Genomic DNA, 24,659 nt, shown 5'->3' on the forward strand with positions numbered 1-24,659 from the left:
CACTAGCGCTCGATTTCACACCCGCTTTGGCGGGTCGTAAAGGAGAGCAAGTGAGTCCAATCTCGATGGACGGCGGATACCTTAAGCGATTCCCGATTCTGGGGCCACTGACGCCGGGCACGACGCAACGTCACGAAGTTGCGCTTCCAGGCGATGCGTTGCAAGAGCAACGCTGGCCGGTAATCTCGATAGCCGGCATGCATCCCGGACCGGTGATCTTCATCAGCGCCGGGGTACACGGCGGCGAATATCCCGCAATAGAGACAGTCATCCGGCTGGCCCGCTCAATCGACGCCGGCGAGATATCCGGCGTTATCGTTCTGATGCCCGTCGTCAACCTGCCGGCGTTCTGGGGCCGGACTCCATTCGTCTGCCCGGTCGACGGCCTCAACCCGAACCGCATGTTTCCCGGCAGCCCCGACGGAAGCTATACCGAACAGCTTGTCCACGCCATGACGGAGGAGCTCATTGCGCGGGCGGACGTGTATGTCGACCTGCACGGCGGCGACATGGTCGAGGCGTTGGCGCCATTCTCGATCTGCCGCGGAGGGCACGACGCTGCCGACACGCAGGCGCGCGAGCTTGCCGAGGTATTCGGGCTGCCCTACCTGCTCGTCATCGACCGGCCGGTCCAGCCGGCCAAAGGCTCGATGAGCTTCGTCGCCGCGGCCGAGCGCGGAGTGCCAGGTTTCATCGCCGAGGCCGGCGGTGTCGGTTTGCTCGACGAAGAACCGGTGCGACTGCTGACCGACGGCTTGATCCGTGTCCTCAACCATCTGGGGATACTCCGCCGTGATGTCGACCCGGCCGGCGACGTTACAGCGCTCTCCCGCTTCGATTGGCTGTATTCGCGGCACGCGGGCATGTTCCATGCGCGAGTCGCAGTGGACGACCTGGTCACCGTCGGCGCTGTCGTCGGCACGATCGACTCGTTATTCGGCGATGAGCTCGAGCAGATCGTCGCCCCCGCCGACGGCCGCGTCCTGTTCCTGACCACCAGCCCCGCCATGCCGATCAACGGCCTCCTGATGGGCATCGGCGTCGCAGATCAGAGACCATCGTGGCAGGCGAACGGAGCCGCATCGTGAAGATCTCCCCGCGCGCCGCCGAATTGCAGCGACGCGCCATCGTCATCGACGGACACAGCGACATCCTCCTGCCGGTCCTGAACGGAGTGACCACTCTTACCGAGTCGTTTCCCGCCGATGCCCTCGAACGCTGGCGGACAATCGCGGCAAACCGTCCCGTGGCCGAGCTGCGCGACGTCCCCTACGAGCTTGATCCGCTCGCGATGCTGATCGCGCCGGCCGGCCAGTACGAGCTACCGTTGCTGGAGCAGGGTGGCGTCACGGCACAATGTGTGGCGATATATCTGCCGGACGACAAGCTCGATCACGCGCTGGAATCGGCGCTGGAGATGGTCGCCGCGCTGCGCCGCGTTGTTGCAGCGAATGCTGATCGCTGCATCCTGGCAACGAGCGCCGCCGAGATCCGTCGCGCCAAACGGGAGGGCAAGGTCGCCTGGGTGCTGACGATGGAGGGCGCCGAGCCGATCGGATCACGGGTCGACCTGCTCGATATCTTTCACCTGCTCGGGCTCCGAATGACGACACTCACCCATAGCCGCCGTAACCTGCTGGCGGATGGCACCCAGCAAGACATCGCGACAGGCGGGCTGACCAGCCTGGGCAAGCGCGCAGTCGATCGCTGCCAGGAGCTTGGGATCGTGCTCGACGTGGCGCACCTGTCTGACCGCGGCTTCTGGGACGTAATCGAGCGCGCCAGCCGGCCGGTCGTCTGCTCCCACACCAGCGTCCTGACCCCGTCACCCGGCTACCGCGCCCCATGGGACGAGGTAAATCCGACCTACGGGATGACCAAGGCGCAGGCGATTGCCCAGACCGGCGGCTTGATCGGCATTGTCTTCTGGGGCATGGCCGATATCGCGGCGCTGGTCGATGAGGCGGACGCCATCATCGACCAGACAGACCCCGACCACGTCGCGCTCGGTACCGATTTCTTCGGGTTCCGCGACGCTCCGCTGGATCTGCAACACATCGGCGAGCTCCCTGCTCTCACCGAGGCGCTCGTCGAGCGCGGCTATGACGACGCAACGATCCTCAAGCTGCTGGGGGAGAACTGGCTGCGGGTATTCGAGGCGAGTTGAGCGGGGGCGATCAGCCCCCGGTCGTTTCAGCGTCCCCACCCCGACGTCTCCGGGGCTTGGCGGCTTCTTCTTCCGCGAGGGCGCGTCGCAGGATCTTGCCAGTGGCGGCCTTCGGCAAGCTCTCACGAAACTCGATCTGGCGCGGCACCTTGAACTTCGCCAGACGCTCGGAGCAATACTGCAGCACATCGCGGCGCTCCAGTGTCTCACCTGGCTTGACGACGACGAACGCCTTGACGACCTGCCCGCCGACCGAATGCGGCACTCCGATAACCGCTGCCTCGACGATCTTCGGGTGTGAGTAGAGCACCTCCTCGATCTCGCGAGGATAGATGTTCTCGCCGCCGGTGATGACGACATCCTTCTGGCGATCGACGATCTGGAAGAAGCCGTCCTCGTCCATGATCCCGATATCACCGGTATAGAGCCAGCCATCGTCGGACAGGACGGCGGCGGTGTCCTCCGGACGGCGCCAGTAGCCCTTCATCACCTGCGGGCCGCGGATGGCAACCTCGCCGCGCTCGCCGATCGGCACAGGTGCACGGGTATCGAGGTCGACGATCCGCGCCTCGGTGCCGGGTAACGGCATACCGATCGTCCCGATCCGGGCCCGGCCATCGAGCGGGTTGGCGTGCGTCACCGGAGATGCCTCGGAAAGCCCATAGCCCTCGACGAGATGGCCGCCGGTGATCTCCTCGAAGCGCTCCTGAACGCTGCGCGGCAATGGCGCGCCGCCGCTGATGCAGTAGCGGATCGACCGCATCGACGCCTGACGGGCCGGGTTATTCTCAACCGCGCCGTTGATCGCACTGTACAGCGTCGGCACTCCGGGCAGGAGTGTCGGCTGGTACGTCGCGATCTGCTCCATGACGTCGGCGATCTCGAAGCGTGGGACGAGGACCGTTGTCGCGCCGAGATAGGTAGCCAGGTGCAGGCAGAGGGTCACACCGTAGGAGTGGAAGAACGGCAGGATCGAGAGGATCGTCTCCTCGCCATCGCGCAGCTCCGGCACCCAGGCGCGCACCTGCATCACGTTCGCAACCATATTTCGGTGGGTCAGCACCGCCGCCTTCGGCAGGCCAGTCGTGCCACCCGTGTACTGAAATGCGGCGATATCGTCCGGCGAGGTTGCGACGCCCGGGTCGCGATCGGAGGCGCCCTTGAGAAGCGCCGGCAGGCTGTAGATGCCTCGAGCCGCGTCGAAGGGAACGGAGATCATCTCCTTCCGATACTTCAGCGGGTAGAGCCAGCGCTTGATCGTCGGCAAAAAGTCCTGTGGCCCAGTCATAATCGCCCGCTCGACGACGCCACGCTCGACCAGAGGGGCGATGCGATCCCAGACTCGGTCGAGCGCGACGACGACGCGAGCGCCGGAGTCGACCGCCAGATCGTCCAGCTCGCGCTCGACCAGCAGCGGCGAGAGTGCCGCGACAACGCCGCCCGCCTTGAGCGTGCCGAGATGGACGATCGGGTATTGCGGCATGTTGGCCAGGACGATCAGGACGCGATCGCCCGGCTTGACGCCATGCTCGATCAGTCGGTTGGCAAACTTCGAGGAAAGCCGGTCCACCTCTCGATAGGTCAGGTGCCGGCCGTAGTAGGTAAACGCTACGCGATCGGGGTACCGATCGACGGCGACACGCAACAGGTCCGGCACTGTCTGAGTCACCGGCGCGATATCGGGTGTCGAGCCGGCCGGATAGTGCCGCAACCATGGCCGCGCCGCATACGGGTCGGCAACATCAACCCCGATTGACGCTTCCGGCTGTTGATTCACGCTTCCCAACCTCGCCCTCATGCCCGGCGCTCATCGCGCGAGGTCATCTCACCCTGAGCCACCGGCTTCCGAACTCGCCGGGGCTGAGGGAGTGCCGCATTCCCACCACCAACACCCATAATCGTACCGCCTCGCGAGAACGCCCGACCTTTGAGCCGCCACGAAGCCTCGCGATGGCGTGAAACGACGGTTCCACCGAGACGCCGCCGAACCAACAGGCCCGCCTCTGCCCCTATGGAGTCGCTACATCCACCCGCTCATCCCTCGTTCACAATCATCACCGGCTCGATCTCGTCGGATGGCTGGAACCCGAAGACCTTCCCATAGAAATACAGTTCTGCCTCAAGGGTTCGGCTGATATTCTCGGCGCGACGGAACCCGTGCTGCTCGCCCTCGAAGGCCAGATAGGCGTAGGGCAACCCCTTGCGGTCGAGCGCAGCGACCATCGCCTCGGCTTGCGATGGTGGAACGACCTTATCCTCCAACCCCTGGAAGATGATCATCGGCGCCGAGAGCAACTCGGTGTGGTAGGCCGGAGAACGGGCGAGATAGATGTCGCGCGCCTCGGGATATGGGCCGACGAGCCCGTCGAGGTAGCGCGACTCGAACTTGTGCGTGTCGGTCGTCATCGTCTCGAGGTCGGAGATGCCAAAGTGGCTGGCCCCGGCAGCGAAGACATCGGTAAAGGTCAGCGCGGCGAGCGTCGTATACCCGCCGGCGCTGCCGCCACGGATCGCCATGCGCGCGCCGTCCACCAACCCCTGGCCGGCCAGATAGCGCGCTGCGTTGGCGCAGTCGTCTACATCGACGATGCCCCAGTTATCCTTCAACCGCTCGCGATACTCACGGCCATAGCCGGTGCTGCCGCCATAGTTGACATCGACGACAGCAAGACCGCGGCTGGTCCAGTACTGAATGCTCAGATTGAGCGCCCCGGTCGTCTGTCCCGTCGGGCCGCCATGGCTGAAGACGAGCAGCGGCGGCAGCTCGCCCTCCGGCGCGGCGGCATCCCGATTGCGCGGCGCATAGTAGAGCGCGTGCGCAGTCTTCCCGCCGGTCGTCGGGAACTCAATCGGTTGGGCCGGCGAGAGATATCCAGGGTCGATCTCGGCCGCGTTGCTGCGCTTGACGACCTCGGTCGCGCCGCTCGCCATATCGATCAGCGCGACCGAACCAGGAATTACCGGACCACCAGCAACGACCGCGACGCGCTCTCCGCCGTCCGTGTCGATGCTGGCGAACGCGGTGAACGGCGTCGCCACTTCGCGGATCTCCGGCTTGCCCGGCTCGATGACACCGAGGTGATGGATGCCATCCTGTCCATAGACACAGACGATCCGTCCCCCGGAGAGGAACGCATATTGCCCCGCGTCGAGCGACCAGGCCGGCCCGCCGAATTCGGCATCCATCGGGGTCAGGGGGATCAGATCAGTTCCATCGAGCTGGTAGAGGTTCCACCAGCCTGTCCGGTCGGACACGAGATACAGCACACCCTCTGGCGACCACTCCGGCTGATAGATCGACTCGGCCGGCCCGCCGGCCATCCTCCGCGCGTTCGACGCCGTGCCGTCCGCAGCCAGGTCGGCGACAACGAGCTCCGTCCCGTCCCACGGCATATTCGGGTGATCCCACTCCACCCACGACACCTTTGCGCCGTCCGGACTGACACGCGGGAAGGCGTAGAAATCTCGACCAGACCCGATCACGACCGGCTCGGTCGTGCCATTGGCCGGGAGCGTCACGATCTCGTTGACCGCCTCACCCTCGGTTGCATGCCGCTCGCGGACACAGACAATCGTCCTGCCGTCCGGCGTCAGTTGCATGTCGGCGTAGCGCAGGCCGGCTGGGACCTCCGGCGCGGGGGTAATCGCGATCGGATCATCGCCACGATCTCGACGGTAAAGCCGCTGGTCGGCGTAATTACTGAAGAACGCGACATCCTCCGCGACCATATACGACGCTCCGCCATATTCGTGGACGCGCGTGCGGGCATTCGTATCGGGCGGGTTGATGTCTTCGCAGTCTCCCCGGGAGTCCCGGCGGACGACAACGTAACGCCCACCCTCCGTCGGGCGCGACTCGAGCCAGCAGAGGTCATCGCCGCGCAAGGACACTTCGCTGAGTCGGATCGAGCCCGTCGCAATCAAGTCGGCTGTGATCGGTGACGACCATGCGCCAAAAGAAACGGGAGTCCGGTCGGTCATGCAATCTCCTCCAAACTGTCGTGCCAAGTTCGCGCCGTGGACAGGGTACCGCCAGTTGTCAACGCGCGCACCAGCCTCTGACAACAAGAAACCGGCGCGAGACGCCGAGCGTTTATTTCAGTAGCACCCACCGATGTCGGAAGCGGCGTACCCGCCCGTTCGATAGCCGGTGGCCAAGCTCGCGAAGGGAGACTCCATCATGGCCAGGAAGCGATCGCTCGCCTTCCTCCTCTCCACCGCGCTCGTGCTCCTGCTTGCTGCGTGCAGTGGAACGACACAATCGACCGCCACTGCGCAGCCCACCGGCACGTCAGGGCCAACGGCAGCCCGAACTGAGACTCCGACCAGCGCTCCCACCACCACAGCGCTGCCAACGGCGACTGAGACCGCGACGAGCATCCCTGCCACCGCAGCGGCAACCTCGACGATCATCTCGACCGGACCAGTCCCGACCGATTCCGCAGCTTCCACCCCCGTGTCCGGACCGAAGATCTACCCGGCCAACTACCAGGACGATCGCAGCACGCCGATCACACTGCTGGAATCGCTCTACAACGCGATCAACAGCAAGCAGTACGCCCGCGCCTACTCATACTGGGAGCAGTCAGAGAATGTGCCGCCGTTCGATCAGTTCTCGAAAGGGTATGCCGATACCGACCATGTCGACCTGACGACCGGCACATTCGGGGTCGGCGCAGCGGCCGGCAGCCTGTACTACGACGTGCCGGTTATCCTGCACGTCGATCAGACCGACGGCAGCCAGCAGATCTTCGTCGGTTGCTACCTGTTGCACCTGGTCCGGCCCGAGATGCAGATACTGCCGCCCTATCACCCGATGGCAATCACGAAGGGCGACCTCCAGCAAGCCCAGACCGACGCCGACGCCACCGCCATCTTCAACAAGGGCTGCCCGCCGGGCTAAGAAGGGAGTCAGACGGGATAGCCGGAACCCTTGCTATACTTGCGTGATTGCGTCCCCGGCATGGGCGCGGCAGGTTCGTCATCCTCTGGAGCCAGGTCCGGCATGCATCCAGCTGATCGCCGACACAAATCACAGGCGCCGCTCGCCGGCCGCTCCGATCGACCATCGTCGGATGGTCATTCGTTGCGTATCTCCCAGCGCCTGTTCGACGAGATCATCGAGCATCTCGAGCTCATGCGCCCGAACGAGGGTTGCGGGCTGATTGCGTTCACAGACGACGAGCCGGTGCAGATCTACCCCGGCACGAACATCCTCGACAGCCCGACTCGCTACCGGATGGACGACGCCGAGGTTCTCGAAGCAGTAGCCGACATGAACGCGCGCGACTGGTGGCTCGGGGCGATCTTTCATTCCCACCCCACTTCGCCGCCGGTCCCGTCGTCAACCGATCTACGCGAGGCCAACTGGCCCGATGCGCTGATGATCATCGTCTCGTTTCAGACAGACGAGCCGGAAGCCCGCGCCTACGCGATCCACGACCGGGGATATACCGAGATCGCAATCGAGGTTATCCCGGATCGTCTCGACTGGCTCGCGCCACTGCGCCGCTGGTCGACCGCGTACGCCGGCCGCTGGCCCGCCCAATCTCCTCTCTGGCAACCGGTTGTCGCTGGCTTTTCGACGACAAACGAGGATCTTGAGGATGACCCGCTCATCGACACCTTCGAGCCGCCTCGGCGCGCGGTCATCGGCATCCTCGGCGGCATGGGACCACTCGCGACAGCTGACCTGTATCGGAAGATCATCGAGCTAACCCCGGCCGATCGCGACCAGAGCCATATCCCCGTCATCATCTACGCCGATCCACGCGTCCCCGATCGAACCGACGCGCTGCTGCACGGCGGCGAGAGCCCGATCCCGTGGCTTGTGCGTGGGGCGCGAGCGCTGGACGCGCTCGGCGCGGACTTCATCGTCGTGCCGTGCAATACGGCTCATGCGTTTCTTGACGAAGTCCAGCCACGAGTGGAGCCGCCGATTCTGAGCATGATCGACGCCGCCGCCGATGAGATTCGTCTCGATTGGCCAGACGCCGAGATCGTCGGGCTGCTGGCGACAAGCGGCACGATCTCCGCCGAGATCTATCAGCAAGCGCTGCTGGCACGCGGGATCGACGCAATCGTGCCGGATGACGACATCCAGGAGCGCTGCGTCATGGCCGCGATCCGGGCAGTCAAGGCCGGTCGGTCGGTGGACGAGGCGACCGCGCTGCTCGTGGAAGCAGCCGAACATCTCGCCGACCGTGGAGCTGAGGTGCTGCTGGCGGCCTGCACCGAGATTCCGGTCGCGCTCCAGCAGCCGAATATCGAAACACCGCTGGTCGACGCCACGCTCGCGCTAGCACGCGCTGCGGTGCAGACAGCACTCCATCTCGACGGTTCGGCCCAGTGGGAGACATCGACAACGGGTTGGGGGCTGCCGGACAACGCCGGATAGCCAGCGCACGAACGAGCCGAACAGACTACAATGGGTGCCAGCGGTCGTCGGATGAACGAGGCGAGGATGGGGAACCTGCCGATGATGGACGAGTACGAGCAGATTACGATCCGCCTGGCGCACATGATCAACTACCTGTCGAAGCGGGTTACACCCCAGCGCGACATGTCACGCGTGGATCGCGCTCCCGAGCGCGGAGAGTGGTCGGTTCGCCAGATCGTCGCTCACCTGCGCGACACCGAGGCACGCGTCTATCCAAAGCTGTTTGCAATCGCAAACTACGACTTCCCCGACCTGCGAGAGCTACCACCTCCAATCGTCACCACGGACAATCAGGAGATCTCGATCTTCACCGTCATGAGTCAATTCCGACGGCTCAGGCAGAGCACACTCTCTCTGTTGCGGGCGCTACCGGATGACGCCTGGATCCGCGCTGGCACTGATATCGATAACCGCACCGTAACGATCAGGGATCTGGCTCTCTCCCTGCAGACTCACGATGCCGAGCATCTCGCTCAGATCGACCAGACACTGATCGCACGCGACGCCCTGCCGCACCACGTCACGCCGCTCGTCCTCTCCTGAGCCTGGAAACGGCCGGATGCGCCAACAACGGACCGGAGGTTGCGAATGAGCTCGCAGCCGTTTCGCCATACTGCCGAACAAGTCGACAGGGTCAAGCAGTCGATGCGTCAGGCCTGGAATTTGCCGGGCGCCGGATACGGTGAGATGGCGGAGACGCTTCGTCCAGCCGTCGAGCGACTGATCGACGCCGCCGGAATCGCGCCGGGCGCACGCGTGCTCGACGGCGCGACCGGCGCCGGGATCGCGGCGATCGAGGCGGCCCGTCGTGACGCTATCGTCACTGGCGTCGATTTCGCCGAGGAGCTGATCTCGGTGGCGCGAGAGCTGGCTGGCGCGGCCGGCCAGCCAGCGATCCATTTCGATGTCGGTGATATCGAGGATCTCCCGTACGACGACGCGTCGTTCGATGTCGTGATCTCCTCGTTCGGCTCAATCTTCGCCCCGCGTCATGATGCCGTCGCGTATCAGCTCTGCCGGGTCTTGCGGCCGGGTGGCCGGCTGGCCTTCACGGCGTGGCTGCCGGAGGAGCCGAACTGCCGGCTGATGACGATCACCGCGAGGTACACCCCGCCGCCGCCACCGGGCAGCTTCAGTGTTTTTGACTGGTCAGATCCAGCCCACCTCGACGCGATGCTCGGCCCGTACGTCGAAGACATTTCATTGATCGTGGACGACGTGCCGTGGGTGGCGTCATCGCCGTCGGACGCCTGCGACTTCCTGTTCCAGCGCGCGCTCGGTCCGACGATGTTCGTCTTCCAGCGGCTTGATCTACCGCAGAAGCTGGCGCTGCATTCGGATGCGATCGAGCTGCTCAGCACCTGTATGCAGGCGGACGGCACGGTCCGCCTCTCCCGGCCTTATGTCATCGTGACCGCTCGAAAGCCCGCATGAGCGGCCGGCACGAACTCATGGCAACCCGGCGATTTGGCGCTATCGCCAGCCAACGTTCATAGCGCGAACGCTCGCTGGCGGGATGCCTGCCGGCACGGCCGGACATCCTGTCCCCCGTCCCCATTCCCGACACGATATAATGAACGGTCGCGGTCCGTGCGGGCCGCAGTCGTATGTCAGCGCCAGCCGAACGGGGACCCCTTTACAGATGACAGCATCCTCCACCACCTCGACTCAACCGACGACGGGCCAGGCCCGCCAGGACCTGCGCAATATCGCCATCATCGCCCACGTCGATCACGGCAAGACGACCCTGGTGGACGGGTTGCTGAAGCAGACCAATACGTTTCGTGATCCGGACGCCGCTGGCGAGCTGATCATGGACGCCAATGACCTCGAACGCGAGCGCGGTATCACGATTCTGGCCAAGAACACGTCGATCCACTGGCGCGGCGTCAAGATCAACGTCATCGACACTCCCGGCCACGCCGACTTCGGAGGAGAGGTCGAGCGCGTGCTGAACATGGCTGACGGGTGTCTGCTGATCGTCGACGCCGTCGAGGGGCCGATGCCGCAGACGCGGACAGTTCTCCGGCAGGCGCTCGGCCTCGGATTGCGGCCGATCGTCGTCATCAACAAGATCGATCGCCCGTTCGCCCGCATCGCGGATGTCGTCTCGCAGACTCAGGATCTGTTCCTCGACCTGGCAATCGACGCCGAGCAGCTCGACTTCCCTGTCATTTACGCGATTGCCAAGCAGGGCCGTGCCGGCTTTACGCCGGACGATCTCGCTCCCGATTTCGTGCCGCTCTTCGACACGATCGTCGATCACATCCCCCCGCCGATTGTTGACATCGACGGGCCACTCCAGCTACAGGTCGCGTCGCTCGATTACAACCCACATCGGGGCCGGATCGCGATCGGCCGCATCCGCCGTGGCCGGCTGCACGCCGGGGAGACGCTCGTCCAGCTCGGCGCGGGCGGAGAAGAAGATCGACAGAAGGTGACATGGCTGGCAACCCACGAGGGGTTGACGCGGCTCGAGGTTGCCGAGGCGCAGGCCGGCGACATCGTCGCCCTCACCGGCTTTCCTGCAGCACACGTCAGCGCAACGCTTGCCAATCCGGCAGCGCCAGAGGCACTACCCGGCATCGAGATCGATGAGCCGACACTGAAGTTGACGTTTGGGGTCAACACATCTCCATTCGCCGGCCGAGAGGGGGACTACCAGACCTCCCGCCAGCTCGGCGAGCGGCTACGACGCGAGCTGGAGACGAACGTCGCCCTGCGCGTCGAGCCGACCAGTCTGCCAGATGTGTTCTCCGTTTCCGGCCGCGGCGAGCTGCACTTGTCGATCCTGATCGAGACGATGCGCCGCGAAGGGTACGAGTTCCAGGTCTCGCGTCCTGAGGTCATCACCCGGGAAGAGGACGGCGAGACTGTCGAGCCGGTCGAGCAGCTGGTGATCGACACGACCGAGGAGTTCGTCGGCGCGGTCACCGAGCTGGTCGGCGGACGTCGAGCGCGGATGGTCGACATGGTCAACGACGGGCGTGGCAATGTCCGACTGGAGTTCGAAATCCCGACACGCGGGCTGATCGGGCTGCGCAACGAATTTCTCACGCGGACAAAGGGGAACGGATCGCTCTCCTCTCGTCTGATCGGCTTCGAGCAGTGGCAGGGGGCAATCTCCTCGACGCGGACTGGCGCGCTGGTCGCATGGGAGGCCGGCACTGCCCTCTCCTATGGCATCGCTGGCGCACAGGAACGTGGCATGACCTTCGTGTCTCCTGGCGAGGAAGTCTACGAAGGCCAGATCGTCGGCCAGCACGCGCGTGGCAACGATCTGGCGGTAAATATCTGCAAGGCCAAGAAGCTGACCAACATGCGTGCCGCAAGCGCCGACGCCAACATTCGGCTGACCCCGCCCGTCATCCTCTCACTCGAGCAGGCACTCGACTTCCTGGCCGACGACGAGCTACTCGAAGTCACACCCAAGGCATACCGCCTGCGCAAGCGCATGCTGAAGGAGCACGAACGCGCTCGCGCGAAGAAGCAGGCCGAGTCACGCGAGGCGAACCGGGGGTAGCGGGAATCACAGCGGGAGAAACACGACGCGATTCACGAAATCGGGCTGATTGCCGGCCTTAGCAATCAGCTCCAGATCAGAGATACATCCCGCAACCGACACTCGCAGTTGGTGAGCGAAGATAACGCCTCCGAACGAAACGCCATCGCGCTGTCGTCGTGTTGCTTCGACGAGCAGATCGGTATCTTGCGAGAACAGAACACGTCCAAGCGCTGTCGCACGGTCGAGCAACCGTGAGTCGTCAATCTCTGTTGCCGCATTCTCGGCAGCTGTGATGACGTCAACTCGCCGCGATAATAACGCCGACGGCACTGCTCGTGGAACGTGGTGATCCATATAGAGAGCGATCAACTCAGCGCAATCGGAAATCGCGAAGTGCGGCGACGAATGGTGGTTCCACCGTCTCCCGACAAAGTTCGTCCACCAGAGCCAGGCCGCGCGCGATCTCGTCATCGAGCTCCTGCTGATGATCCCAGTAATAGGCCAACGCCGAGTGAATCTGGCCGAGCGTCAGATGAGGGAACTGAAAAGCCAACTCATCCGGGCTCCAGCCATATGCTTTCTGTGCTGTCACGAGTTCGGAAACCTTCATCGTCGTGCCAGCAATGCGTGGTACCCGGCCATCATCAAGGACGATGTGCTCATAACGTGTTTCTGTTGTAGACACGCCCATCGCTCCTCTCTGAGATACACGATTCGCTGGGCAACACTCGTCTGGGTCCAAGTATAGGATTCCAACGCAACGCTCACCGAATCCGTATCAGCGATTATGTCCGCTGATACGTCGCCACCATCATCCCGTAGTACGTCGGGGCCTCGTAGGACAGGAATGTCCCCTTCATCGGCACGACCTGCTTGACTCCCTCCAGCATCAGCAGCTGCCAGAGGCCGTCGATGGCGGCGTTGGAGATCGTCTCGTCGTCGAGCTTCAGCAGACCGAGGATGTCGTCATCCTTGATCGCCTGGACGACCGCGTCATCGACCCGCTTCGCGTCAGGGTGATAACCGTTGGCGTGATTGGGGTCGTGGCGGTGCGCCCAATCGCAGGAGGCAATGAACGCAATCCGGCGCTCGTCTGCCTCGGCCGCCTCAGCGACCGCCTTGCCGAACGCGATGTTGACTTCCTTCGGCAGCAGCCGCGATGGCTGGACGACAACGGCGGCCGGCCCCTCATCCTCCGGCAGCCCATCGAGGAGGGCAGCGAGGACATGCCCCTTGCCCGGCAGGTTGCGATCCTGGCCGGCAAACCAGAGCGGGGTCATCGTGCCCCAGTCCAGCGGCATGATGCTCTGAGTCCGGTTCGAGCCCCCGTAGCCGACCTGGGCCACCGGTATCTCCGCCGCCCGCGCCCGCTCGACGATCGCATCGGCCAGCCGCAGGTCGAACGGCACGTTCATCTCGACCTTGCGGTCGCCGAGCGCCATCGCGCCGGCTCCGCGGGCGCAGTCTGCAATCGAGATGAAGCCATTCACTCGAAACCCGTGTGGTGTCGAGATAACGACGACATCCGGCTTCGCCGCGGCGAACTCGCGCTGCATCTGCTGCATCGACGCGCGTGTTGTCAACGCCCCCTCGGCGTCCTCGCTCAGTTCGGGGATAATCGGAAATCCGTGTGGCGCTACCGCGCCGGCAACAATCGGCATCTCGCTCTCCTCTGTGTCATGTCACGGCAGCGTAATCACCCTGGTCTACGGCGTCCGGGCTTCAGGATGGTCGTCATGGCTCACAGACCACCGCGCGGCGTACGAGTCCGGTTCTGTCCCTACGCCACCCGATGCGTCCATCTGTCTCGCCTCATCCCCCATCCCTCGGTCACAACAACGTTACTCCGTTGATTGTGATGTGGAACTCGCAGCCGAGGAACTCAGCGGCGCGGCGGCTCATCAGCATACGCGGCAGGAAGATCTCGAAGTAGTGCATCACCTGGGCAACCGAGGTGTCGATCGCCAACTCCAGCGTGATTGTCTTCTCCGGCTCGTCTACTCGCAGAAACGACGTCTGGGCAGCGTAGTTGACGCGGTCGTGCTGGTCGAACGCATTCAGATCCGGATTGCGGACGCGCGAACGATGCACGTCGGATTTATCGGCCAGGATCAGTGCCGCGCCGACCGGGTGAACCGCCTCGCCAAGCCGGCCGGAATCATCGCCGTGGCTGCCGATCGCGCCCATGATGATGGCCACGTCGGTCGGCGGCATACCCATCCGGATGAGAATATCGTGAGCAAGCAATGCGCTCGTATACGCGTGGTCGTAGCGGCTGATGACATTGCCAACATCGTGCAAGTAGCCCGCTATTGACGCCAGCTCCTGATACTCGCTGTCGTAGCCAAGATACCGCAGCACATTCCGAGCGATCCTGGAGACCAGCGTCACATGGCGAACGCCGTGCTCGGTGTAGCCCAACACGCCGAGGCTCTTGTTCGCCTGCTCGATCAACGCGACGACTTCGGGATCGCTGCGGACGAGATCGAACGTGACGATGTCTGGCGCGGGGTCAGGGCGCGGCGCAAGCTCCGGTCGGACCGGACGCTCCCCCAGCCGAGGGCTGCGCGCTGGCGAATCCGGCGGGTCCTGGTCTGCAGTCATAACGCGATCCTTCCACGAACAGGCCATTGCCTGCTCGATATCGTACCGCGTTGGCCTACCAGCTCCAGCGCTCCCAGGCACGCACCTCCTCGCGCGGCTTGCGGGTCCGCTCGCGGAGTTCGCGCTCCAGAGTGCGCTCGTCGAGATCCTCCAGCCGGCCAGCGTGTCCGATGCCGACCAGTGCCAACACCCGGACATCCTCCGGAATGCCGAGCGCGGCGCGAACCTTCCCCTCGTCGAACCCACCCACCGAATGCGCATGGAGGTCCATCGCGAACGCCTGGAGCAGCAGGTTCTCGATACCGAGGCCAGCGTCGAGCAGATAGTACTCCTTGCCGTCGACGATCTGGGCATCTTCCGGCCGGCCGCAAACAGCGATCAGCACCGGCGCGGCGCGCAAGTAGGCGTTGCCGCGGGTCAGCGCCTCGTGGACGGCGGCCAGCGTCTCCGGATGGCTGGCGACGATATACCGTGTCGGCTGTCGATTGCCGTAGGAAGGGGCCCAGCGCGCCGCCTCCAGCAGCGTCTCAACGATCTCCGTAGCCAGCGGCGTCGCCGCGAACCGACGGCTGCTATAGCGATCGACGATCGGCCCCAGCAGCGGTAGCGTGTCGTCGCCAGGATTCATCGGGCCACGCCAGTCGGTGAGTGCGCGGCGGATCGGTGAATCATTGCCCTGCTCCCTGGTGTTGCCGGCAAAGATCGCTGGCTCGCGGCAGAATAGGACGCTCCCGAACAAAGGTCAACCCGGATGTGGCTGAGGTCGACGCTTGCGTAAGAACGATCTCGCTGTACACTGGGAGAAACTATGCTCATCGTAGATTAGAAGCGATGGAGGAGCGCTATGTCTTGGCGTTTCCGAGCTCCGTCGACCGCTGCGCTGGTTGCGATCTGCCTGGCTATGACCTTCGCCTCGTGCGGCGGGTCGTCACCCGCGCCGACCGCACAGCCCAGCCCTGCGCCTACTTCTACCGCTCGGCCGGCCGTCGTCACCAGCGTCCCCCGGCCTGTCGCAACCCGGCCACCGACCAGCGTTCCTATCCCAACAGGCGCCACTCCTGGTCCAACGCCCGGCGGATCGCCAACCGCCGTGCCTTCCGGCAGCCCCACCACCACAGCGGAAGATCGCCAGGTCCTCTACGTCGACTTCTCCAACGGCCCCGGCCCGTTCCCAACGAACACCAGCGACAACTCCAGCCTCGCGATCGCCGTTGCAAGCTATATGGCGTCGGTCAACGATGGCTACTGGGTCAGCGCTGTTCCTCAGTCACCAACGCTCGATCTACAGGATGGCGTCGTTCACACCGAAGTCCAGCTCACCGGCAGCGGCTTCGCGGGCGTAATCGGACGTCACGTAGTCAATAATGACAGTAGTGAATCGTTCCTGCTCTGCGGCATCGGCGACGATGGGTCGGCCAGTTGCTGGGAATGTGTCGCTGACCACTTCACGAAGGTGCTCGCCGTCGATCCCGGCGCATTCACCCTTAGGGACATCAACTTGTTGACGATGACGATCGTCGATACGTGGTTTGCCTTCGATATCAACCAGCAGATGGTTGGCGAGGGGTCGATGACCCGCGATGAATCCGGCAACTGGGGAGTCTATGCCGAGGGCGAAGGCGGTCAGATTGTCGCCGCCTTCCAGTGGCTCTCTGTCAAAGATCCGGTCGTCGTCAGCAAGAACTTCGACGATGGATCGGCCGACCCGTTCACAGTCGGGACAAACTCCTACGGAATCACCACTTCGATAGAGGATGGCCAGTTCGTCGCCACCATGCCCAGCCTCGACGAACGCATGAGAAGCACATTTAATCCGCCGCCCGAGCAACCGTTTGGCAATGGGCTGATCGAAGCCAGGGTATCGATCGATGGCAATGGCAGTGTCGGGCTATTTGCGCGCTGGGAGCTTGATGCTGCTGCCAACTCAGCCGTGTCCAGTTATGCATGCTATCTGCATTTCGACGGCTCCGGCAGTTGTTCTCGGTATGAATCCGGCAACTGGACCGTCCTGATCACATCGGCTCCCGGCACATTCGTCCCGACCGAGATGAACACGATGACAATGCGCGTGACCGGCACGCGGCTCGAGCTCGTTATCAACGGAAAGTCTGTCGGGACGATCGACGACGATGCACTCAGCTATGGCAAGTGGGGCATGTTCTATGTGACGCACTCCGACGATCCGGCCGAGAACGCCGTCGCCCGCTTCGACTCGATCCTGATCCTCGACATGGATCCGTAATAATCAGGCGAAGCGCGACAGCGCCAGGTCGTCGATCGGGATCGCCGTCGCGCCAGTCGCGACAAGATCCGCCATCAGGACACCGATGTAGGGCGCCAGCGCGAAGCCGTGGCCGGAGAAGCCGCTGGCCATGATGAACCGATCGATCGGCGTAACCGCGCCGAGAATCGGGACGACGTCCTCTGCCTTCGCCTCCAACCCGGCCCAGACACGCTGCACCTGCGTCTGACGCAGGATCGGCCAGACGCCGGAGGACGCCTTGGCGCTGCCGACGATGCTCGAGTACTGGTTGAGGCCGATCGGCTTCGCCTGGTCGAGATAGACGGTCGCCGGCCATCCGCCACCGATCAGGTACTTACCGTTGCTGAGCTGCTTGAGGCTGAGCGGCCGGCCGACGCAGCCGACGACCGGGTCGAGCCCATGCGGTAGCGGCGTCGTCAGCATCATCTGCGGAGCGACCGCCTCGATCGGCACATCGAACCCCGCCATCGCGCAGATCTTCGGGCTCCAGGCCCCAGCCGCGTTGATCACCCAGCCCGCTTCGATCTCACCATCGGGCGTCATAATGCCACGCACCCGGCCGGAATCAGTCAGCAGGCCAATGACTGGAGTGCGCTCGCGCAGCGTCGCGCCTGCGCGAACGGCCGCGGCGGCGAACGCCTTGGTTGCCGAGATTGGGTTGGCGTGGCCATCGGTCGGGCAGTACGCGCCGGCCAGCATCGACTCATGGGCGCCGGGCGCAACCGCGCGCACCTCATCGCCATAGAGCATCTTGATTCCCAGCCCGGCCGCCTGCTGCTCGGCGACGCGTTGTTCGATCTCCGGCAGGTCCGCCTCGCGTTCCACCAGTGTCAGATGGCCGTCCTGGTGGTAATCGAGGTCGGCGCCCAGCTCGTCGGAGAGGGTTGGCCACATGGAGATCGCGCGCTTGGCGATCTCCAGCTCACGCGGGTCGCGGCCTTGCTGGCGGACACCACCGGCGCTTGCGCCAGAGGCAGCACAGGCAACTTCGCGCGCCTCGACAAGCGTCACCCCGATGCCCCGCTTCGCGAGCTGATAGGCGATCGAGCTGCCGATCACCCCGCCACCGACAACGACGACGTCTGCTCCGCTAGCCATGCGCCCCTCCCCCTCATCGTCACTCGCGCGTACGCGCTGGCGGGATAGTCGCACAGCGCGCGCCCGGCGACCAGCCCCCCGTCTGGCCCAGACTCACAGCGTTGGCCCAAGGCCGGCCACGTTCACTGAGACCACGTCTTGCCCACCGTCCGGCCCGCGATGTGCTGGCGCGACTCGTGCGCGGTACCTGCACAGGCGGCTCAGCCCCGAACGAGCGGGGTGAGACAACGCCAACAGTGATGTGAGAATGCCAGCGTGACCAGCATCACGTTCGAACACGTGACGAAGCGCTTCCCCGGGGCGAACGCGCCTGCGATCGCCGATGTTTCGTTTGATGTGCCATCGGGCGCTATCTGCATGCTGCTTGGCACGTCGGGTTCGGGCAAGACGACGCTGCTTCGAATGGTCAACCGGCTAGGGGACCCAACATCTGGTCAGGTCCTGATCGACGGCATCCCGACGGTCGAGCAGGACGCGATCGCGCTACGTCGTCGGGTTGGCTACGTTATCCAGCAGGTCGGACTGTTGCCACACCTGACCGTCGCCGAGAACGTGCGGATTGTGCCGGCGATCATCGGAGACCGCTCGCCGGCCTCGCACCAGCGCGTGGATGCGCTACTGGAACAGGTTGGGCTCCCACCCGACGAGTATCGAGCGCGCTACCCGGCACAGCTGAGCGGCGGGCAGGCGCAACGGGTCGGGCTGGCCCGCGCATTGGCGGCCGATCCGTCCTTGCTTCTGATGGATGAGCCATTCGGCGCGCTGGACGCGATAACACGTCACCGGATGCAGGACGAGCTGCTGAACATTCAACGGACGATGCAGAAGACGCTTCTCTTCGTGACGCACGATGTCGATGAAGCATTCAAGCTCGGCGACCATATCGCGGTGCTATCCGAAGGACGCCTCGAGCAGGTCGGCTCGCCGGTCGAGCTCCTTGCCGCGCCGGCCACGCCCTTCGTGAGCCGCCTCGTCGGCGCCGACAACATTCTGCGCCAGTTCGAGTACTTGCCAGTCACGACGGCACTCGAGCCCGGCATCGCGCCTGATGCCCTCGCCGAGCGCATCCCGGCGAGCGAGACGCTCCTGCCCGCGGTGCTGCGGATGATGCGGTCGGGTCAATCGACGCTGGCGGTTGAAGCGGATGGTGAGATCCGGGGCGTCGTCACGCTGGCCGGTATCTCCCGTTCGGTCCGGGCGCGCGGCGGCGACATCTCCGAATCGGGCCACCTGTGAGCTATCTCCTGGACGCTGGTCACTGGAGCTGGTCCGATCCAACCAGCATCGGCCGGCTGCTCATCGACCACCTCATCCTGACCGGTCTGAGCATGATGATCGCCATGGCGATTGCCGTTCCGCTCGGCCTGATCGCAGCGCGGTACCGGCGCCTCTACCTGCCGGTTATCACCGCTGCCGGGATCATCTACACCTTGCCAAGCCTGGCCTTCATGGCAGCGCTGATACCGTTCACCGGGCTTTCATCGGCGACAGTCGTCATCCCGCTCGTGCTCTACGCACAGGTCGTTCTGATTCGCAACATCGTTGCGGCGATCGACGCGGTTGATCCCGGCCTCGTCGATATCGGACGAGCGATGGGCATGGATAGCCGGCAGATTCAGCGCTACGTCATCCTGCCGCTTGCCCTGCCTGTCATCGTCGCCGGCCTTCGTGTGGCGACAGTCACGACCATTGGCATCGCGACAATCGCGCCGCTCTTTGGGGTTCGCAACCTCGGCTATCTGATCTTCCAGGGCTTCAACACGAGCTACAAGGAGCAGGTGATGGCTGGTGTCATCGCCGTATCGGCGCTCGCCATCATCGCTGACGTGGGGTTGTTGCTGGCTCAGCGGGCGGTCCAGCGAGGTCGACAAACGAGCGTCGTGGCGCGAGGCTGAGAGGCAAACGTGGGACAGATTCTCGATTTTGTGCGTGACCCACAGAATGACTTCATCGGCCACACAGTCGCCTATCTACGCCTCTGCGCGCTGCCAATCGGGTTGGCGATCGTGATCGGGCTGGTATTCGGAGTCGCCGTTGCCCGTCGTCCGACCGCCGCGTTTCTGATTGGGAGCGCCAGCGGACTGGCCCGCGCCATCCCGACGCTTGCCTTTCTCGCAGCAGTCCTGCCCTACCTCGGCATCGGCTTCCGGCCAGCCGTCATTGCGCTCACCGCGCTTGGAGTGCCGCCGGTGTTGCTGAACACCATCGCGGGCCTGCGTGGCATCGACCCTGCGGTTATCGATAGCGCGCGCGGGATGGGTATGACGCCGCGTCAGGTGCTGACGCGCGTCGAGATCCCGCTCATGTTGCCGGTGGTGGCGGCCGGTGTTCGCACAGCAGCAGTCCAGATCGTCGCGACCGCGCCACTAGCGGCACTGATCGGCGCGGGGGGATATGGCGACTATATCCTGGCGGGAGTGAATCTGTTGCAGCGTGTGCCGCTGCTCGTTGGGGCCGGCAGTGTCGCAATACTCGCTCTGGGAGTCGAGATTGCGCTAGCCAGCGTGCAGCGGGCGGTAACGCCGATCGGGTTGCGGATACGGGCGAACGATGAGCGGCCGGCAACGCCGGCCAGCGCGTGAGGATCACAACGGCTCCAGGAGGAGGAGATTCATGGGACATCGACGAATGCAACGCATGGCAGCCATCGCGCTTGCCGTGGTTATGCTGCTCGGGCTGGCAGCATGCGGCAAGGGGGATTCCAGCGCCAGCGCCGTCAAGCTGACGATCGGCAGTAAGCTGGACGTCGACGGCCAGCTCAACGCTGAGATGTACGCGCTACTGCTGAAGGAGAAGGGCTACGACGTCACGACAAAGCTCGGGCTGGGCCAGACTCCCGTCCTCGATCAAGCGCTCAAGAGCGGTTCGATTGACATTTATCCCGAGTTTACCGGGACGGCGATCAGCACACTGAAGCTGCAGCCCACCCAGGATGCGAAGCAAGCCTACGAGGAAGTCAGAACTGCCTACAAGGATCAGTTCAACCTGACAATGCTCGATCCGGCGTACCAGCTGAACGACAGCTACGCGATCTGCACGTCGCAAGACATGGCCGCGAAGCACAATCTCAAGTCTCTCGACGATCTGGCCGCGATGGGAAGCACGTTGTCGATCGCTGCCCAGCAAGACGGAGTCGACGCTGCCGTCAAGCCGGTCCAGGACGCCTACGGTTTCCAGTTCGGCAAGGTGGTGCAGATCAGCGAGCAGCTCTCCTTCGACGCAGTCAAGAAGGGCGATGTCGATCTCAACGTCTGTTACACGACCGACCCGGCCATTGTGGTCGACAACTTCGTGGTGCTGACGGATTCGAAGAACGTGTTCCCGATCTATAATCCCGCCCCGCTCATCCGCAGCGACGTGCTGGCGAAGACGCCCGATATCGCCACAACGCTCAACGCGCTGCAGCCACACCTGACCACCGCGGTCGTCCTCGACCTCATCAAGCAGGTCAGCGTCGATCACAAGTCGGTAGAGGAAGTTGCGCGCGCGTTCCTCCAGCAGCAAGGGTTGCTGAAGCAGTAGTCAAATCATCACGACCGGGACCGCCCGCGTGGTCCCGCGACGCGCGATCGCGTACGCACGGAACCGAAAGGCGGCTGACAATGGCGGCGGCGCCGACCTGTTCACATGTTGCCCAGATACAGGACGTTGAACCCAGTGGGCAGGGGTGTGAGGAATGTCTGAAAACGGGCGATTCGTGGGTGAATCTGCGTATCTGCCTCATCTGCGGCCATGTCGGCTGCTGCGACTCGTCGAAGAACAAGCACGCAACCAGGCACTTTCGCGAAACCGGACACCCGATTATGCAGTCGTTCGAGCCGGGTGAGGACTGGCGCTGGTGCTATATCGACCAGATCTATGTGTAGCCCCGGCTCCCGTCCGCCGATTCGCCGCGTGGCCGGCAACAGTCGCGCTATCGGAGCGGGGGGCGCGGGCTGGCTGCCCAAATCCAAGGCGCTGACGTTGGCGGACAAGCGAAACGTTGCGATCCCGCCTGACAGCGGCGTTCAGTGGATCCGGCGCGTTACGGCTCTTCCAGCGAGTCGCGGAGGATGTCGAAGTATTCCAGCGCGAGGCCGGTGCCGACAGCAACAGCGGAGAGGGGATCGTCGGCAACGTAGCAGGGGACACCGGTGACCTCGGTCAGCAGGTCATTGAGGTGGCGCAGGAGCGCCCCACCGCCGGTCAGGATCATGCCCTTGTCGATGATGTCCGAGGAGAGCTCGGGGGGCGTGCGCTCCAGCACGTCGCGGACAGCGCCGATGATCGCCTCCAGCGGCTCGGTGATCGCCTCGACGATCTCGTTGGAGTGGACCCGGATCGTTCGTGGCAGGCCGGCGACCTCGTCGCGGCCGCGGACGTCCATCGCCTCGTCCTCCTCTAGCGGCATCGCCGAGCCGATGGCGATCTTGACCTCCTCGGCCGTGCGTTCGCCGATTCGGAGGTTGTACTTGCGCTTGATGAAGCTGGTGATTGCCTCGTCGAACTTGTTACCGCCGACGCGGATCGAGTTGGCGACGACGATACCATTGAGCGAGATGACCGCCACCTCGGTCGTGCCGCCGCCGATGTCGATGACCAGATTGCCGCTCGGGTCGGCTACCGGCACTCGCGCGCCGATCGCGGCGGCCAGCGGCTCGGAGATGAGGTAGGCGCGACGCGCCCCCGCCGCTAGCGCAGCGTCGCGGACAGCCCGCCGCTCGACGCCGGTGACGCCGGCCGGCACGCAGATCATCACGTCCGGGCGAGTCAACGAAAAGCGCCCGACCGCCTTGTTGATGAAGTAGCGCAGCATCTCCTGGGTAACGACGTAATCCGCGATTACCCCATCGCGCATCGGCCGGACGACCTCGATCGTCTCGCGCGGCTCGCGCCCGAGCATGTTACGCGCCTCAAGCCCGACCGCCTTGACCTTGCCGTCGCGCGCCGAGATGGCGACGACGGATGGCTCGTTGATAACGATGCCCCGCCCCCTCAGGAAGACGAGGACGTTCGCCGTGCCAAGGTCGATTCCGAGCTGCTTGCCCAAGTAGGCTCCCAGGGATTCGCGAGGTCACTCGCGATACACACATGTACGGACACCCCGTGACGAGCATCCATAATCATGGATTCTATCATAGTATGGTTGCGCATCGTGCCGCGTACGTACGCGTGTGGAAGCAGTGCGATCTCCGCCGAACAGCCACAGATCCTGTTGCGTGTCCGGCGTCACGGTGCTCCGGAAGAAGCCTGCTCTTCGAGCGGCTGTCGCCTACTCGTAGCGTATCCGCGCGCCGAGCTGCTGGAAGCGTCCGACGATGTCCTCGTAACCACGACGGACGTGGTGGATATCGTGGACACGGGTCTCGCCCTCGGCGACGAGGCCGGCCAGGATCAGACAGGCGCCCGAACGAATATCCAGTGCGCGGACATCAGCGCCGCGAAGCGGGCTTGGGCCAGTGATGCTCGCTTCCTGCGAGTTGACCAGTGTGATCTTTGCGCCGAGCTTCTTCAGCTCGTCGGTGTAGCGCAGTCGGTCGTTGAACACGCGCTCGAAAATACGGCTGGTCCCCTCGGCCTGAGTCAACAGCACAGCGAACGCGGCCTGCAGATCCGTCGGGAAGCCCGGGAAGGGCAATGCCTGGATCTCCAGTGACTCAAGCTTTCCGCGTGGTCGCACCATCATCGAGTCGTCACTCCACCAGATCCCCGCGCCGGCTTCACGCAGCTTGTGGGTCAGCGGCAGCATGTCCCGCTCGTTCACTCGGTTGAGAATGATCTCGCCGCCGGTTATGACGCTGGCGATCGCGAACGTCCCGGCCTCTAACCGATCGGGAAGGATCGATGTATGGAAGCCTCGTAGCCGCTCGACTCCCTTGACGGTGATATATGGGGTGCCGATCCCCTCGATCCTCGCGCCCATCTCACGCAGCATATGGCCGAGCGCGACGATCTCCGGCTCCGAAGCGGCATTGGCGATCGTTGTTGTTCCCCTCGCCAGCGTCGCTGCCATCAGCAGATTCTCGGTGCCGGTGTGGCTGGGGTAATCCATATAGAGGTCAGCGCCCTCCAGCCGCGGCGCGGTCATCCGATAGAACCCGTCACCGACGTAGACGCTGGCGCCCATGCGTTTGAATCCACGGACATCGACATCCACCGGCCGACTGCCAAGCTTGCAGCCACCGGGAGCAGGAGTCTCCATCTCGCCAGCGCGAGCCAGGACAGGGCCGGAGACGAGAAATGATGCTCGCATGCGTTCGACCAGCTCGGCCGGTGCAATCCGATTGGCAAGCTCGGCAGCATGAATGCGAACGCGGTGCTGCTCGGTGTCCAGCTCGACGTCTGCTCCGAGGAATCGGAGCAGATCCACCATGACGAAGATATCTTCAAGGATCGGCAGATTTTCCAGGACGCAGGGCTCGTCGGTCAGCAGCGCAGCCGCCATCATCGGCAACGCGGCGTTCTTTGCCCCGCCGATGCGGATTTCGCCGGTGAGTGGCGTGCCACCCTCGGTGACGATCGTGCGGGCAGAGTTGACGGCGGGAGTGTTGATCCCGCGTGTGGTGGATAGCGTCACGTGGTGGCTCCTCCTGGGTCGCAGCTG

General features: G+C 64.1%; 23 protein-coding genes. 13 read left to right on the plus strand and 10 right to left on the minus strand.

Annotation, left to right across the window (positions count from 1 at the left end; all coding sequences use genetic code 11):
* Positions 1–50 precede the first annotated feature (50 nt).
* Together V9F06_00420 and V9F06_00425 are read left to right on the plus strand one after the other, a co-directional pair.
* On the plus strand, positions 51–1,088 hold the full coding sequence (locus tag V9F06_00420; protein ID MEI2616084.1) for a succinylglutamate desuccinylase/aspartoacylase family protein: 1,038 nt from the start codon (positions 51–53) through the stop codon (positions 1,086–1,088).
* The gene (locus V9F06_00425; GenBank protein MEI2616085.1) at positions 1,085–2,167 is read left to right on the plus strand and encodes a membrane dipeptidase; all 1,083 of its coding nucleotides are present in this window, start codon (positions 1,085–1,087) and stop codon (positions 2,165–2,167) included. The genes V9F06_00420 and V9F06_00425 overlap by 4 nt, the downstream gene beginning before the upstream one ends.
* 10 nt (positions 2,168–2,177) lie before the next feature.
* Here the strand turns inward: V9F06_00425 and V9F06_00430 are convergent, their stop codons facing one another.
* A complete protein-coding gene (locus V9F06_00430; GenBank protein ID MEI2616086.1) occupies positions 2,178–3,944 on the minus strand; it encodes a long-chain fatty acid--CoA ligase in 1,767 nt (588 codons plus the stop codon).
* Positions 3,945–4,201: 257 nt separating this feature from the next.
* A complete protein-coding gene (locus V9F06_00435; GenBank protein ID MEI2616087.1) occupies positions 4,202–6,148 on the minus strand; it encodes a S9 family peptidase in 1,947 nt (648 codons plus the stop codon).
* A 199-nt stretch (positions 6,149–6,347) separates the two neighbouring features.
* Here V9F06_00435 and V9F06_00440 point away from each other — a divergent pair, with 199 nt between their 5' ends.
* The 5 genes from V9F06_00440 to typA all read left to right on the plus strand — a co-directional run bounded on the left by V9F06_00440 (position 6,348) and on the right by typA (position 12,129).
* Entirely contained in the window at positions 6,348–7,070 is a 723-nt protein-coding gene (locus V9F06_00440; GenBank protein MEI2616088.1) for a hypothetical protein, read from the plus strand.
* A 102-nt stretch (positions 7,071–7,172) separates the two neighbouring features.
* On the plus strand, positions 7,173–8,564 hold the full coding sequence (locus tag V9F06_00445; protein MEI2616089.1) for an amino acid racemase: 1,392 nt from the start codon (positions 7,173–7,175) through the stop codon (positions 8,562–8,564).
* A gap of 66 nt (positions 8,565–8,630) precedes the next feature.
* Positions 8,631–9,149, plus strand: a complete 519-nt coding sequence (locus V9F06_00450; protein ID MEI2616090.1) for a DinB family protein — start codon at positions 8,631–8,633, stop codon at positions 9,147–9,149.
* Positions 9,150–9,194: 45 nt separating this feature from the next.
* The gene (locus V9F06_00455) at positions 9,195–10,040 is read left to right on the plus strand and encodes a methyltransferase domain-containing protein (GenBank protein ID MEI2616091.1); all 846 of its coding nucleotides are present in this window, start codon (positions 9,195–9,197) and stop codon (positions 10,038–10,040) included.
* 208 nt (positions 10,041–10,248) lie between these two features.
* The gene (gene typA / locus V9F06_00460; protein MEI2616092.1) at positions 10,249–12,129 is read left to right on the plus strand and encodes a translational GTPase TypA; all 1,881 of its coding nucleotides are present in this window, start codon (positions 10,249–10,251) and stop codon (positions 12,127–12,129) included.
* A 6-nt stretch (positions 12,130–12,135) separates the two neighbouring features.
* On the opposite strand, the gene V9F06_00465 is transcribed toward typA, so the two are convergent.
* The 5 genes from V9F06_00465 to V9F06_00485 all read right to left on the minus strand — a co-directional run bounded on the left by V9F06_00465 (position 12,136) and on the right by V9F06_00485 (position 15,454).
* On the minus strand, positions 12,136–12,465 hold the full coding sequence (locus V9F06_00465; protein MEI2616093.1) for a DUF5615 family PIN-like protein: 330 nt from the start codon (positions 12,463–12,465) through the stop codon (positions 12,136–12,138).
* A 16-nt stretch (positions 12,466–12,481) separates the two neighbouring features.
* Positions 12,482–12,802: a DUF433 domain-containing protein gene (locus V9F06_00470; GenBank protein ID MEI2616094.1), complete on the minus strand. Its 321-nt coding sequence runs from the start codon at positions 12,800–12,802 to the stop codon at positions 12,482–12,484.
* Positions 12,803–12,896: 94 nt separating this feature from the next.
* On the minus strand, positions 12,897–13,772 hold the full coding sequence (locus V9F06_00475; protein ID MEI2616095.1) for an aromatic ring-opening dioxygenase subunit LigB: 876 nt from the start codon (positions 13,770–13,772) through the stop codon (positions 12,897–12,899).
* 169 nt (positions 13,773–13,941) lie between these two features.
* Positions 13,942–14,715 carry an HD domain-containing protein gene (locus V9F06_00480; protein MEI2616096.1) on the minus strand — a complete coding sequence of 258 codons (774 nt, stop codon included), beginning with the start codon at positions 14,713–14,715 and terminating at the stop codon, positions 13,942–13,944.
* A gap of 55 nt (positions 14,716–14,770) precedes the next feature.
* Positions 14,771–15,454, minus strand: coding sequence for a nitroreductase family protein (locus V9F06_00485; protein ID MEI2616097.1), 684 nt, complete (start codon positions 15,452–15,454; stop codon positions 14,771–14,773).
* A 351-nt stretch (positions 15,455–15,805) separates the two neighbouring features.
* Here V9F06_00485 and V9F06_00490 point away from each other — a divergent pair, with 351 nt between their 5' ends.
* Positions 15,806–16,957, plus strand: a complete 1,152-nt coding sequence (locus tag V9F06_00490) for a hypothetical protein (GenBank protein ID MEI2616098.1) — start codon at positions 15,806–15,808, stop codon at positions 16,955–16,957.
* Positions 16,958–16,960: 3 nt separating this feature from the next.
* Here V9F06_00490 and V9F06_00495 read toward each other — a convergent pair whose 3' ends face one another.
* Complete coding sequence (locus V9F06_00495; protein ID MEI2616099.1) at positions 16,961–18,076, minus strand: FAD-binding oxidoreductase; 1,116 nt, start codon at positions 18,074–18,076, stop codon at positions 16,961–16,963.
* 255 nt (positions 18,077–18,331) lie between these two features.
* Here V9F06_00495 and V9F06_00500 point away from each other — a divergent pair, with 255 nt between their 5' ends.
* The 5 genes from V9F06_00500 to V9F06_00520 all read left to right on the plus strand — a co-directional run bounded on the left by V9F06_00500 (position 18,332) and on the right by V9F06_00520 (position 21,942).
* A complete protein-coding gene (locus tag V9F06_00500; protein MEI2616100.1) occupies positions 18,332–19,312 on the plus strand; it encodes an ABC transporter ATP-binding protein in 981 nt (326 codons plus the stop codon).
* Positions 19,309–19,971 (plus strand): ABC transporter permease, encoded by a 663-nt coding sequence (locus V9F06_00505; GenBank protein ID MEI2616101.1) that lies wholly within the window; start codon positions 19,309–19,311, stop codon positions 19,969–19,971. Before V9F06_00500 ends, V9F06_00505 begins: the two co-directional genes overlap by 4 nt.
* 9 nt (positions 19,972–19,980) lie before the next feature.
* Positions 19,981–20,658, plus strand: a complete 678-nt coding sequence (locus V9F06_00510; protein MEI2616102.1) for an ABC transporter permease — start codon at positions 19,981–19,983, stop codon at positions 20,656–20,658.
* Between the two features lie 31 nt (positions 20,659–20,689).
* Positions 20,690–21,598 carry a glycine betaine ABC transporter substrate-binding protein gene (locus V9F06_00515; protein MEI2616103.1) on the plus strand — a complete coding sequence of 303 codons (909 nt, stop codon included), beginning with the start codon at positions 20,690–20,692 and terminating at the stop codon, positions 21,596–21,598.
* An 80-nt stretch (positions 21,599–21,678) separates the two neighbouring features.
* Complete coding sequence (locus V9F06_00520; protein MEI2616104.1) at positions 21,679–21,942, plus strand: UBP-type zinc finger domain-containing protein; 264 nt, start codon at positions 21,679–21,681, stop codon at positions 21,940–21,942.
* Positions 21,943–22,100: 158 nt separating this feature from the next.
* On the opposite strand, the gene V9F06_00525 is transcribed toward V9F06_00520, so the two are convergent.
* Positions 22,101–23,105, minus strand: a complete 1,005-nt coding sequence (locus V9F06_00525) for a rod shape-determining protein (protein ID MEI2616105.1) — start codon at positions 23,103–23,105, stop codon at positions 22,101–22,103.
* 222 nt (positions 23,106–23,327) lie between these two features.
* Positions 23,328–24,632 carry a UDP-N-acetylglucosamine 1-carboxyvinyltransferase gene (murA, locus tag V9F06_00530; protein MEI2616106.1) on the minus strand — a complete coding sequence of 435 codons (1,305 nt, stop codon included), beginning with the start codon at positions 24,630–24,632 and terminating at the stop codon, positions 23,328–23,330.
* Positions 24,633–24,659: the final 27 nt, after the last annotated feature.

It is taken from the genome of Thermomicrobiales bacterium (assembly GCA_037045155.1).
Classification (GTDB): domain Bacteria; phylum Chloroflexota; class Chloroflexia; order Thermomicrobiales; family CFX8; genus JAMLIA01.